Origin of the sequence: Pedobacter duraquae (assembly GCF_004362245.1) — a bacterium.
Lineage (GTDB): Bacteria > Bacteroidota > Bacteroidia > Sphingobacteriales > Sphingobacteriaceae > Pedobacter > Pedobacter duraquae.
The window spans coordinates 165,249-177,564 of sequence record NZ_SNWM01000004.1; the positions used below are offsets into that span (position 1 = coordinate 165,249).

13 protein-coding genes are annotated in these 12,316 nt (G+C 40.8%); 6 read left to right on the top strand and 7 right to left on the bottom strand.

From position 1 onward, the window contains the following. Positions 1-31 precede the first annotated feature (31 nt). From CLV32_RS16265 to CLV32_RS16280, 4 genes are all read left to right on the top strand, one after another. Positions 32-796, top strand: a complete 765-nt coding sequence (locus CLV32_RS16265) for an SDR family NAD(P)-dependent oxidoreductase (RefSeq protein WP_133557446.1) — start codon at positions 32-34, stop codon at positions 794-796. 94 nt (positions 797-890) lie between these two features. Then, positions 891-2,555 (top strand): ATP-binding protein, encoded by a 1,665-nt coding sequence (locus tag CLV32_RS16270; RefSeq protein ID WP_133557448.1) that lies wholly within the window; start codon positions 891-893, stop codon positions 2,553-2,555. Between the two features lie 119 nt (positions 2,556-2,674). After that, the gene (locus CLV32_RS16275) at positions 2,675-4,660 is read left to right on the top strand and encodes a sensor histidine kinase (protein WP_133557450.1); all 1,986 of its coding nucleotides are present in this window, start codon (positions 2,675-2,677) and stop codon (positions 4,658-4,660) included. Positions 4,661-4,720: 60 nt separating this feature from the next. Continuing rightward, on the top strand, positions 4,721-6,811 hold the full coding sequence (locus CLV32_RS16280) for an HRDC domain-containing protein (protein WP_133557452.1): 2,091 nt from the start codon (positions 4,721-4,723) through the stop codon (positions 6,809-6,811). Here CLV32_RS16280 and CLV32_RS16285 read toward each other — a convergent pair whose 3' ends face one another. Next, positions 6,812-7,327: a protease gene (locus CLV32_RS16285; RefSeq protein WP_133557454.1), complete on the bottom strand. Its 516-nt coding sequence runs from the start codon at positions 7,325-7,327 to the stop codon at positions 6,812-6,814. Positions 7,328-7,355: 28 nt separating this feature from the next. Then, a complete protein-coding gene (locus CLV32_RS16290; protein WP_133557456.1) occupies positions 7,356-7,730 on the bottom strand; it encodes a response regulator transcription factor in 375 nt (124 codons plus the stop codon). A gap of 146 nt (positions 7,731-7,876) precedes the next feature. Here CLV32_RS16290 and CLV32_RS16295 point away from each other — a divergent pair, with 146 nt between their 5' ends. Then, a complete protein-coding gene (locus CLV32_RS16295; protein WP_133557458.1) occupies positions 7,877-9,262 on the top strand; it encodes an ethanolamine ammonia-lyase subunit EutB in 1,386 nt (461 codons plus the stop codon). Next, positions 9,250-10,011, top strand: coding sequence for an ethanolamine ammonia-lyase subunit EutC (gene eutC / locus CLV32_RS16300; protein WP_133557460.1), 762 nt, complete (start codon positions 9,250-9,252; stop codon positions 10,009-10,011). Before CLV32_RS16295 ends, eutC begins: the two co-directional genes overlap by 13 nt. Positions 10,012-10,038: 27 nt before the next feature. Here the strand turns inward: eutC and CLV32_RS16305 are convergent, their stop codons facing one another. From CLV32_RS16305 to CLV32_RS16325, 5 genes are all read right to left on the bottom strand, one after another. Continuing rightward, entirely contained in the window at positions 10,039-10,497 is a 459-nt protein-coding gene (locus CLV32_RS16305) for a hypothetical protein (protein ID WP_133557462.1), read from the bottom strand. Between the two features lie 98 nt (positions 10,498-10,595). Then, on the bottom strand, positions 10,596-11,021 hold the full coding sequence (locus tag CLV32_RS16310) for a DUF1810 domain-containing protein (RefSeq protein WP_133557464.1): 426 nt from the start codon (positions 11,019-11,021) through the stop codon (positions 10,596-10,598). 1 nt (position 11,022) lies between these two features. Continuing rightward, positions 11,023-11,652, bottom strand: coding sequence for a hypothetical protein (locus CLV32_RS16315; protein WP_133557466.1), 630 nt, complete (start codon positions 11,650-11,652; stop codon positions 11,023-11,025). 57 nt (positions 11,653-11,709) lie between these two features. Further along, positions 11,710-11,946 carry a hypothetical protein gene (locus CLV32_RS16320; protein WP_133557468.1) on the bottom strand — a complete coding sequence of 79 codons (237 nt, stop codon included), beginning with the start codon at positions 11,944-11,946 and terminating at the stop codon, positions 11,710-11,712. A gap of 13 nt (positions 11,947-11,959) precedes the next feature. Continuing rightward, complete coding sequence (locus CLV32_RS16325; protein WP_208111031.1) at positions 11,960-12,304, bottom strand: hypothetical protein; 345 nt, start codon at positions 12,302-12,304, stop codon at positions 11,960-11,962. Positions 12,305-12,316: the final 12 nt, after the last annotated feature.

Here is a 12,316-nt window from a genome sequence, read left to right on the forward strand (position 1 = left end):
TTTTAACTTGCAGGGGGATAAACTTCAACAAATGACTTTCGATTTTAACAACAAAAATGTATTAATAACTGGCGGATCCAGAGGTATAGGTAAAGCCACAGCCCAGCTTTTTGCCGACGCTGGTGCAAATGTAAGTATTACTTTCAGGTATGGCGAAACAGAGGCCAGTCAAGTATTGAAGTTACTTGGTAACGGCAGTCATATGAGTTATCACTTGGATCTGACAAATCCTGAAGCTGTCGAAGACTTTTTCGTTCGCTATCAAAAGGATTGGGGCAGCGTGGATATTTTAATTAATAACGCCGGGATATTTAAAGAGCATAAGATATTGGAAAGCAGCTATACACATTGGTTGGATAGCTGGAAGGAGACATTAGATACGAACCTTACCGGCGCTGCAAACATGTGTTTTTTTGCTTCAAAAATAATGGTAAGCCAGGGCAGCGGCAAAATTGTAAATGTGTCTTCTCGTGGCGCTTTTCGTGGTGAACCAGACTGTCCGGCCTATGGCGCAAGCAAAGCGGGACTTAATGCCATGAGCCAGTCGCTGGCCATCGCTCTGGCACCACACAACATTAGCGTGCATCTTGTAGCACCGGGATTTGTTGAGACAGAAATGGCAAGTACAGTATTAAACGGATCGCGCGGTGATGAAATTCGTGCGCAAAGCCCATTTGGTCGGGTTGCCCGACCTGAGGAGGTGGCGAGGCTCGTTGCCGTTTACGCCAGTGAAGGCATGCAATTTACCAGCGGCGGAATCGCGGATATTAATGGTGCGTCCTATCTACGGAGCTAATAAAATCGGCCACGTATGTCGATTTTGATAAAACCTTGCTGTAAAAAGGAAATACTTTTGTTACTTTACAATATCTCCGGGACGTAATTTAATAATGACTGAGCCTATCTTAACTAACAAACATTTTTTTGAAAAACGCGATGTGCAAGCTGAAAAGAGTACATCATCTGCTTATCCTTTACTAGAAAATGAAGCTGAAAGGCTTAAAGCGTTGCAGTCCTATCATATTTTAGATACTGCTGAAGATGCAGATTTTGATGATCTAACTGCGCTTGCTGCAGCCATTTGTCAAACTCCTATCGCACTCATCAGCCTCGTGGATCAGAAACGTCAATGGTTCAAGTCGCATAAGGGACTATCCGCAAGAGAGACACCAAGGGACTATTCTTTTTGTGCGCACGGACTTGCAGTACCAACGCAACCATTGATTGTTACCGACGCTACCCGTGATGTCCGATTTAAGGAGAATCCATTAGTAACCGGAGATCCTGGAATTGTATTTTATGCCGGGGTCCCACTTGTTAATACCGACGGTTTTGCATTAGGTTCTCTATGTGTGATTGATACCGAAAGCAGGGAGCTCAGCGCTGAACAGATCGCTGGTCTAAGTATTCTAGGGCGGCAGGTCATTGATAAATTGGAACTGCGACGCACACTAACTAACCTTGCAGAGTTAAATGAGCGTTTGGTGGAGTCAAATCACGGCCTCGCAAGTGCCCAGCTCAAGTTGAAACAAGCAATTGAAACCGGCAAAATGGACACCTGGAGCATCAATCCTAAAACGCTTGAGGTTACTATGTCTGGTTTTATTAAAGAGTTATTTGGTTATCTTCCAGACGAAGATTTGCCAATGGAAGCAATCCTCGAAGCGGTAGATCCTGACTACAGACAGATGCTACTTGACGTACTAAAGGATGCCCTGGAAAACGCCAAACCAAGCGATACGGAATACCCCATTACTAATAAGATAACCGGCGAACAGATCTGGGTAAAAGCCACAGGAAAAGTTTATTTTGACAGCGAAGGTAACCAAACAGAATATTCAGGTATGTTTATGGATATTACTGAACGTAAGCTTGATGAGATCAGAAAAAATGATTTTATAGGGATGGTGAGCCATGAGCTCAAGACCCCACTTACGTCTATTAACGGGTATATCCAATTGCTCCAGGCAAAAGCAAAAAAATCAGAAGATTCCTTCTCGCAGAAAGCACTCGAAAAGTCTGCCATGCAAGTAAAAAAAATGACGGCAATGATCAATGGGTTCTTAAACGTATCGAGGTTACAATCAGGAAAGATTCTCCTTCAAAAAGAGTCATTTATGATGGATCAACTTGTTCGGAATACCGTTGAAGACATAATTGTTTCTGAAAGCAATCACAACATCATTTTGCAGCCTTGCAGTAATTTGGTAGTGGTTGGTGATGCTGATAAAATCGCCAATGTAATCTCGAATTTGGTTAGTAATGCCATTAAATACTCTCCTTTGGGTACTACAATTACTGTGGGCTGTGAATCTGTTAACGACACGGTTACCGTTAGTGTAAGTGACGAAGGAATGGGGATCTCTGAAACTGATCTTCAGCACTTGTTTGAGCGTTATTACCGTGTTGAAAGCGGCAATACGGCATTGATTTCCGGCTTTGGAATCGGACTGTACCTTTGTGCTGAAATTGTTCAGATTCATAGCGGTAAAATTTGGGCGGAAAGTACTATTGGGGAGGGGTCAACTTTTTATTTCAGTATCCCTCTCGTCTAAGTTAAATCAACCAGGTAAGTAAAACATCATAATTACTTCCAACAAAAAGTTCCAATTTAGCATGCTAGAAGCTTGTTACGCACGTTTAAATAGCGTATTTTTATCCCTCAGATTTATTTATGCATTTTAGGGCTGTCGTTTTATTTGCTTTTTTATTTTACTTTTTTGATGCCAATGCTCAGGCTTCTAAACCCATCCTTAATTTTGATTATCAAAACGTTGGCAAGAAACTCAGCTATTTCGAAGATACTGCTGCCAATCTTTCAATAGACCAAATCAAGGCAAAAGACCATGAAGGAAAGTTCGTTCCCGGTAAACAGGATATTCTTAATTTTGGAAATACCAGCTCTGCTTTTTGGGTGAAAATTGAACATCTGGCAGATTACGCTGGTCAGAATTACTTGATTGTGGATGCACCGAATATCGAGCACATCGACTGCTATTTCTCACTTGCTAACAATACCATAAGGCACCTTAAAACTGGCTCACTATCCTATCCTGAAAAAGACGTAATCATAGAAAGTAATTTCGTTTTTAAACTCCCCTTGGAAAAAGAATTCCGTCCTGGGCCAATCTATCTGAGGCTGGAAACCCGCAATATTATGTTGGTACCTATCAAATTAGCAACACCGGATGCTATTATGAAGGGCAAGGCAGTTAAGGATCGGATTGAATATATTTATGTGGGCGTTTTGATATCTTTGTTACTTTTTAACCTGTTCCTGTTCTTTAGTTTAAAAGACATAACATACCTGTTTTACACCATGTATGTGCTCACGCTTTCTGCATATCTATTGATCTATATCCGGGGCTATGGCTTTCTATTTGGTGATCATGTCAGGATCCTTTTTAGCTACCATCCTCACGTGTTTTTAAGCCTGTCAATGGTAGCTTCACTGTTGTTCTGCCGGAAATTTCTTAATCTTGAGCAAACTGTCCCATTTATGGTTACAGTATATAAGTTATTAGGTGTCATTGCAATCATTCTCTTTATAACGAGCATGATAGGCTACAAAAGTTTGTCGGCATCTATCGCGCAGGTTATGACCGTGAGTTTGTCACTAGTGGTTTGGATATCTGGCATCATTGCATACAGAAGAGGTCATGAGCCTGCAAAATGGTATATCATAGCCTGGTTTTTTATCTGGCTTACCGTAGGTATAGTTACGCTGAGCCTTGGTGGTGTTATTCCAAATACCGAATTTACCGTCCAGCTCGTTCCTATTGGATCTACGATTGAACTATTATTGCTTTCCTTTGCGCTTGGCGACCGTTATAAGATCATCATCCAAAAGGAACAGGACTTACGCGATGAGAACCTCATGCTTGTTCAAAATCAAAACCAGCAGTTGGAAACACTGGTGCAAAAAAGAACAGCCTTGCTAAGTACAACAATTGGAGAATTAGAATCTTCTAATTCAGTAAAAAATAAATTGTTTTCGATTATTGCACATGATCTACGAAGTCCTCTGAATAGCCTGATGAGTATTCTTTCTCTGAATGATACCGACGCGCTTACAATGGAAGATATTCAATACATGTTAAGGGAGAACAAAAAGAATATCGAAACGATCTATAACACGCTTAATAACTTGTTGTACTGGGCAAAAAGTCAAATGTCTGGCATCACCACAGATCCATCAAGCTTTGATCTAAAGGCGCTGATAGAAGAACTTATGCTTGTCTATACACCACTAATGAAGAAAAAAGGGATTGTTCCAAAAATAAAGATGGACGGCCTCTTCCCCGTATTTGCAGATGAAAACCAGATCAGGCTGGTGTTGCGTAACCTCATAGATAATGCTATAAAATTTACTCCTAAAGAGGAACAAATTGTACTTACACTTAAACATCATACGAACTCCGTAGATGTCTGCGTAAGCAATTCCATTTCAAACAATGCAACAATGGACTTTGCCACTGTACCAGATCTCAGCAGCTTAAAAGCTACCTATGGAACTGAAAATGAAAAAGGTGTTGGCTTGGGGCTGCATCTATGTAAAGAATATATTCAAAGTAACGGTGGGCAGTTACTGATCGCCCCTTCCGATGGTGAAATTTCATTTTCATTTAAATTGCCGCAGTCAGCCGTCGAAGCAGCATAAAATAAAATTATTGATAACCCTCGGAAGTAATATACTAAATAATTTAGTAGTTTTGACCTGATGATGAATAGTACTAATACCCTCCTGCTTGATTTCTTGAAATATACCAACCAGCCAATTTTTTTGACCGGTAAAGCAGGAACAGGTAAGACTACCTTACTGCGGCATATCAAAGTGACCACAGAAAAGAGCTTTGCAGTGGTAGCACCAACGGCAGTTGCAGCAATTAATGCGGGAGGTGTAACTTTACATTCTTTTTTTCAGATTCCATTTGGGCCACTTATCCCTATAGCAAGCTTAGAATCAGAGGTTCGTTATGCCGAGGATAAGGTGAAGCTGTTAAAGTGTCTCGAACTGCTGATCATCGATGAGATCAGTATGGTACGTACCGATATCATCGATTTTATAGATCGGGCATTAAAACAAGTTAAAGGTTCTTCGCTACCCTTTGGTGGCGTTCAGCTCCTGATGATCGGCGATCTTTATCAGCTCTCTCCTATTTTTCATGATGCCTGGCACGTTTTGAAAGCTTTTTATACCAGCCCTTATTTTTTTGACAGCCAGATTTTACATAAGGTGCCTATGGTCACTTTTGAACTTGATCATGTATATCGTCAGTCTGATCCTGTTTTCTTGAATATTTTGAATGATATCAGAGAAAATAAGTTGGGGACAGCATTATTAAATACTTTGAATGAAAATTTCGACCCTACGCTGAACACGGGATGGAAGGATGAATTTGTGACCCTTACTACGCATAACAATCTGGTCACCGATATTAACCGGGAATGCCTTGAAAAGCTTCCGGGCGAACTATACAAATTTAAGGCTATCGTTACCGGTGATTTTCCAAAAGATGCCTTCCCCGTAGATGAGTTACTAGAGCTTAAGGTTGGAGCACAAGTGATGTTCATGAAAAATGACTCTTCCGGAAAAAAGCAGTATTATAACGGAAAGGCAGCTAAGGTTACTGCCATAGTGAATGATATAGTACACGTACACTGTATTGACGATGCGGAAGATTTAGAAGTCAGTCCCGAGATCTGGCAGAATATCAAATATGACTTAGATACTGAAGACAACAAAATACAGGAAAAGAATACCGGATCTTATCAGCAATATCCATTTAAATTGGCTTGGGCTATTACTGTGCATAAAAGTCAGGGCTTAACATTCGACAAGGCAATTGTCGATATCAGCGCTGCATTTACCCACGGACAAGCTTATGTTGCCCTAAGCAGGTGTCGTAGCCTTGAGGGATTGGTACTGAAGTCACCAGTTAAAGCAGAAAATATTATCACAGATCCTAAGGTCGTTAAATTTACAGCAAACGCGATAAAAGTAAAACCCAGTATCGAGATGCTTGAGGGATATAAGCTGGAGTTTGGCCGAACCATGATTTCAGACCTGCTTGACTTCTCGACGATTAATCAGAACTGGGATTTATTGAGCAAAATTAGCTTTAATGAGCCTATGGAATTTCTAGCTTTTCAGCACATTTACGTGCAAGCCGGGAACATATTGGAAAAGGATGTGATCAGGGTGGCAAATAGTTTTTTGAAACAGGAATTGAGTAAGATGCCAAAGGAATTAGATCTTAATGGCGAGCATATTTTCCGGGACAGGCTAAAGAAAGCATCTAACTATTTTATCCCCAAGATCGAAGAGGTGATTCGTGAAATCAGAAAATTTGGCGAGCTAAAATTGGCTATCAACGAAGATACGGATAAGGTGTTAAATGGCCTGAATTACATTTTGGATAACCTGGAAACCAAATTAAATGTATTTAAAATTTCATGGGATGAGTTTAGTGTAGAGAAGTACATTAAGACCTATAATGCTGCCGGGACGAACTTTCTACCACTACAGCATGCCTTGCCGCAAAAAAAGGATCAGATCAAAAGACAGATTGTTAATCCCTTATTATACCATGAGCTGATTGAATGGAGGAAAAAAATCAGCGAACAGCGCCAAGTGACGGAGCAACGTGTACTTTCCGACCTGGCCCTACAGCAGATCGCAGAAAAACTCCCCAGATCTACAGAACAATTGGCGGCTCTGAAAAGTATTGGCGCCGGTAATGCTATGGATCTGGGGAGTGGAATTCTAAGACTTGTAAATGGATATTTAGGTACCAGTACCTTGTTTTAACTATTTATAGGTAAATACAACACTGTCCTTAACGACTAACCCGCTCATATTCTGACCAACATAAACAATTTTGTATTGTGCTGGCTTAGAAATGGCGTAGCCTTTAAGCAAATCAACCGTAACACCAACACTGTCCTTAGCGTTCAGAGACATGTAAGCAGATGCCGGTGGTGGCATCATACGCTTAGCCATAGCTCCTTTGTAAGCTACTTCCTCGCCCTTTTCATCAGTAATGTTTAGATATTTGCTAATCAGAGGTTCAAATGGTGTATGCCACTTGCAAAATTGCTGCGTGCTGTCACCAGGATTGTACACTGTAAAACGCAGTAATACAGAATCACCGACTTTAATGTTTTGCTGAATTTTCATGGTGGCAAACAATCCTTTTTCTGCAGATTGCTCAGCGGTAATTGTAGAGTCTGCTTTCGCATCCCCGCTTTCTGTTTTCATGGTACTTTGGCTACATGCTGAAAGCGCAAGTAAAGCAACTGGTAAGATGAGTTTATAGTTTTTCATGCCTTAAAGGTAGCGTTTTAAACTACTTCTAGCTGGGTAGATCGCACAAAAGACAAACCCTGGCTACCTCAGTTATCAGTTCTTCAATATCAAAAGGTTTACGTACAAAACCATCCGCCTTACATGCGCAGGCGATTTCCTCTATATTTTGTGCTGTAGATAATATGATTACGGGGATGTTCATCAGCTGATCAATAGTTTTCAGCTCGAGGCATAGCATGTGGCCTTCTGTTTTACCTAACACCCATTCGTCGAGAATAATTACGTCGGCATTATAGGTATGTAGCTCTGAGATAGGTTTATGTGCGCAGTCTGCCACTTCATATCCCCGTTCCGTTAAAATAATATCCACAATCTCACGGATATCCCGATCATTTTCTATGATCAATATTTTCTTATTCATTTTCACAGGTGCTACAAACAGCTTCAAATATATAGAATTGATTCACTTATTAGCTCCGTAATTTTACGTGAAGTGCCTCCTATTTACGAAAAATTAACATCACTGACATAACACGCTCACAAACAATACGTAACTTATGGGCATCAATGGCTTACAAACATATTATTGGTAATAAAACCTACAGCTTTTTAGATTTGAAAGCTTTGCTAGCAAAGGCAAGTCCCTTTCGTACCGGCGATGCACTTGCTGGCCTAAGCGCCGATACCTATGAAGAGCGTGTTGCTGCACAGATTACATTAGCAGATATACCCTTGAAAGTTTTTCTGAATGAGACTGTGATCCCTTATGAGAAAGACGAAGTTACCCGGTTGATTTTAGACCAGCACAATTCTCAGGCGTTCCTAAGTATCAGCCATTTTACCGTAGGGCAATTGCGTGACTGGCTTTTGGAAGATACAACAGACTTAGTGAAGTTAGAAGCTGTTGGCCCTGGATTGACACCAGAGATGGTAGCTGCAGTGTCTAAATTGATGCGTAACCAGGATCTCATTGCTGTTGCCAGGAAGTGTCAGGTGATCACGAGTTTTAGAAGTACAATCGGATTGAAAGGCCGTTTTTCAACCCGGCTACAACCAAACCACCCCACCGATGATCCAAGGGGCATCCTGGCAGGGATTATTGAGGGCCTTAGTTATGGTAGCGGCGACGCCGTTATTGGGATAAATCCAGCATCTGACAGTCCTGAGGCTGTACTGAAAATCTTACTGTTGATCGATCGGCTCAGAGAACAATTTGACATCCCAACGCAGTCGTGTGTGCTGAGTCATGTTACTACCACAATCGAATTAGTTAATCGCGGTGCTCCGGTAGATCTTTGTTTTCAATCTATTGCCGGAACCGAGCTCGCTAACAAAAGCTTTGGCATTAATCTTTCGATACTCGAAGAAGCATTACAGGCTACGCGTTCTTTAAACCGTGGGACGATTGGCGATCATGTTATGTATTTTGAAACTGGACAAGGAAGTGCCCTTTCAGCGAATGCCCATCATGGGGTTGACCAGCAAACTTGCGAAGCAAGGGCATATGCGGTAGCGAGAAAATTCAACCCTTTTCTTGTTAATACTGTGGTGGGCTTTATCGGTCCGGAGTACCTGTACGATGGCAAACAAATAATCCGTGCAGCTCTTGAGGATCATTTTTGTGGCAAATTGCTTGGCCTTCCAATGGGTGTGGACGCATGTTATACCAATCATGCCGAAGCTGATCAGGACGATATGGATAACTTACTTACCCTGCTTGGCGTTGCCGGATGTAATTTTGTTATGGGCGTACCCGGATCCGACGATGTAATGCTTAATTATCAAAGTACTTCTTTTCATGATGCGCTCTATTTGAGAAAAGTACTCGGTCTTAAGCCGGCACCTGAATTTGAAAAATGGTTAATCAGGCAAGGGATTGCTGACAGGCATGGTACATTGCTTGACCATAGTTTTGCGTTAAATGGAAACATAACCGGCTTATGGAAGATCTAGAAAATAGCAGGAATCGACAAGATGGCATGAGCTTTCTTAAAGGCTTTACTACGGCCAGAATCGGCATAGGCAGAACCGGCACTAGTATTCCCGTAAAACAATCTCTGGATTTTAAATTAGCGCATGCACATGCCAGGGATGCAGTTTATTCATCTCTGGAAATCAACAGTTTGATTGACTCTATTGCAAATTTTAATTTACCAGTGTTGTGCCTTGAAAGTAAAGTTACGGACCGGGCGGAATACTTGCAACGCCCGGATTTAGGCAGACAGCTTAGTCAGCATTCAGCTAATGAGCTTGCAAAGCAAGTTAAAAATTTCGATGTCTCAATCTGCATTGCTGATGGACTTTCCGCGCTCGCTGTTCAGCAAAATGCCAGCGAACTTTTAGCGCTCCTGATACCAACCTTACTTAAAGATGGCTTAACCATAGGTCCAATCTGTCTGATCCGGCAGGCAAGAGTTGCAGTGGCAGATGATGTTGCGCAGAGCCTTCAGGCGAAATTGGCTCTTATTCTGATTGGAGAGAGACCGGGACTAAGTTCAGTTGATAGTATGGGTGCATATTTAACATACAATCCCCAAAGAGGATCAACAGATGAATTGCGCAATTGCGTATCTAATATCAGGCACGCAGGCTTACCTGCTCAAGTTGCTGCTGGAAAAATAATATACCTAATCCGTGAAGCATTTAGGCAAAAAAAATCGGGGGTTAATTTGAAAGATAATCAAGATCTATTTATCGACTAGCACTCAAAAATAAGCGTCGACACCACTCTATAACGGTATTAGTTCTCTCTTAAGTAGCATCGTTGTAGCTACAGGAGCATCTGCAGGGTAAGAAACGTAGTTTATCTGCATCACATTGTTTTTAATACTGAATGTTCCCTTATCAAACAATGTTGTATTAATGGTCGATTTAACAGCCGGATTATTTCCATCATTGAATTCCTCTTGTGTAACTCGCGCTGAAATTTTATTGCCATCTATAGTGTAAGTCCCACTAAGAGTAAATCCTTGGGAGCTATTGTTGTTCTTAACAACAACATATTGTCTGAAAACGCCATCATTAGAGAAAAGAACCGCCCGATATAGCGTGGCCGTTTGTGATTCAACCCACATACCAAGGATTGACTTGTTTTCTGGCGCAACAGGGTCAGGATTATTCTTTTTACAAGAAGAAGAAATTGTGATAGTTAGCACAACAGCAAGGATTAAGCGTAGCGATCTTTTCATGGTCGTTATTTTAGTACCTATAACGAATTGAAAGTAATAAATGCTACAATATGATCCAACTACTTTTAAAGTATTCCATTTCTTTAAAACTTATGGTTTTAGCTAAGTTCCGTTATCCTTATAGTTTCTGAATCCTCTATGCCGTCAAAATATTTATCAATCACTTTTTTAAATACAGAAGAACTTCCTGAAACTGCAGCAAATAAAGTCATGGATGACCTTAACTTCATGTCATCAGGGCTGCCGAAAATTACATGCGGGTCGTCTTGTTCAAGTTCAACCAATGCTTCGCAGATCTCGAAAAGCCTATTACTTAGAATAGGATTGTTCAAGAATTCTATTGCCTCCTGTCGATCTTTAATTGCGTAGTGTTTTGCTGCCTCACTACGCCCAAGTCCACTGATCTGTGGAAAGATGTACCACATCCAATGGCTTCTTTTTTTTCCATTTTTGATCTCCGCCAACGCGGTCTGATAGTCACGCTCCTGAGCGTCGATAAACCTATTCAGAGGCGAGAAGCTCATACTAGTGCATGTTAAGATAAGTACCATCAGCCTCATTTGGCCTACCAACAATTATGCTACTACATTTTGAGGTTTCGGAATCTACTTCAAAAGTGATTCCATTTACTAAATCTGAGTATACATCAATGGTTTTGTTTCTAACCTTAAAACTATCACCTTTCTTTACGTCATACTGTTTTTTAATACGCTCTATGCTGCTGCCGGTGCCAAGCCCTTCTGCCGTTTTAAACCAAGGTGAATTAACCATAATTTTTTTAATGTAGATTCCCTGTTCGTTTTTAGCACCGTATTTATGGCTACCGAAAACACTTGTAGCGTATCCGTTAGCTTTGTGGTCTGCATACCAAACTGCTAAGGAACTGCCCATTGCATTATCACCGCTGTCTGGTTTACCTAGAATTTTATAAGCATCAGCCATTGTTGCATCTATACGAAGTTGTCCGATCCCTTTTCCGGGACTGATTAATTGCTTTTCTGAGATGGGCTTAACGACATTTAACGTGTCTGTTCTTATGCTTTCAGATAAGGTATCCATTGTTTCCACTGGGCCTTTATCCGGGGTGTTATTTTTTTGCGTACAAGAAAATAAAGTGGCCGCTATAAAAATTCCGAAGATATATTTAGTCATCATGTTCCTCAATTCTGTTTTCAGATGAGTTAACAACATTGATAACGGCGCTTTGTTTGCCTATGCCTGTTCCTGAAAAACAAAAGACTCCATTATTTCACATTCGAAACCTTGCTTACGGAATAGCTCGCAAATGATTTCAGGGTCTGGATTGGTACTTACGATCCTAAGTATCCGATCACAGTCTTCCAGGTCAAAACTGGACATCACGATTTCCTGAAGTTTGCCGAGCATAGTTTGTAGGTGCAGACTTTGTTCTTGTGAAGAAATATTGGTTTTGAAAATAATGATATACATTATGATGAGGGATTTAAGGATTTTCTTGTGGTGATTTATTCCAATTGCAGAAACGGTCTTTCATACGTTCTTTAAAACGTTCTCTATCATCCGGAGACATATTTTGAAATCGGTTTTGGTTCATTTTATGTTGCATCCAGGCAGGCTTACCACCACCCTTTCCAAATCCAAAAAGGATTTTACTCAGCACAAATATGCCCATTGCCTGCCAAAACGTAATCGTAGATACATGTAATATCTCTGGTAAAAGATTATTCCATAATAACATTACCACATAACTCACCAGTCCCAAAATAGCTGCTATTCCGAAAGGGATGAGGAAGAATTTTTTCTTATTGTTATTGAATTTCGATTTCATGTGTTTTTAAAT

What these genes read in the sequence shown, in the direction of transcription:
- CLV32_RS16290 (WP_133557456.1), bottom strand. Translation starts at nt 7,730, where the DNA reads ATGAATAAGAAAATATTGATCATAGAAAATGATCGGGATATCCGTGAG.
- CLV32_RS16310 (WP_133557464.1), bottom strand. Translation starts at nt 11,021, where the DNA reads ATGAGCTTCTCGCCTCTGAATAGGTTTATCGACGCTCAGGAGCGTGAC.
- eutC (WP_133557460.1), top strand. Translation starts at nt 9,250, where the DNA reads ATGGAAGATCTAGAAAATAGCAGGAATCGACAAGATGGCATGAGCTTT.
- CLV32_RS16325 (WP_208111031.1), bottom strand. Translation starts at nt 12,304, where the DNA reads ATGAAATCGAAATTCAATAACAATAAGAAAAAATTCTTCCTCATCCCT.
- CLV32_RS16305 (WP_133557462.1), bottom strand. Translation starts at nt 10,497, where the DNA reads ATGAAAAGATCGCTACGCTTAATCCTTGCTGTTGTGCTAACTATCACA.
- CLV32_RS16320 (WP_133557468.1), bottom strand. Translation starts at nt 11,946, where the DNA reads ATGTATATCATTATTTTCAAAACCAATATTTCTTCACAAGAACAAAGT.
- CLV32_RS16295 (WP_133557458.1), top strand. Translation starts at nt 7,877, where the DNA reads ATGGCTTACAAACATATTATTGGTAATAAAACCTACAGCTTTTTAGAT.
- CLV32_RS16285 (WP_133557454.1), bottom strand. Translation starts at nt 7,327, where the DNA reads ATGAAAAACTATAAACTCATCTTACCAGTTGCTTTACTTGCGCTTTCA.
- CLV32_RS16280 (WP_133557452.1), top strand. Translation starts at nt 4,721, where the DNA reads ATGATGAATAGTACTAATACCCTCCTGCTTGATTTCTTGAAATATACC.
- CLV32_RS16265 (WP_133557446.1), top strand. Translation starts at nt 32, where the DNA reads ATGACTTTCGATTTTAACAACAAAAATGTATTAATAACTGGCGGATCC.
- CLV32_RS16275 (WP_133557450.1), top strand. Translation starts at nt 2,675, where the DNA reads ATGCATTTTAGGGCTGTCGTTTTATTTGCTTTTTTATTTTACTTTTTT.
- CLV32_RS16270 (WP_133557448.1), top strand. Translation starts at nt 891, where the DNA reads ATGACTGAGCCTATCTTAACTAACAAACATTTTTTTGAAAAACGCGAT.
- CLV32_RS16315 (WP_133557466.1), bottom strand. Translation starts at nt 11,652, where the DNA reads ATGATGACTAAATATATCTTCGGAATTTTTATAGCGGCCACTTTATTT.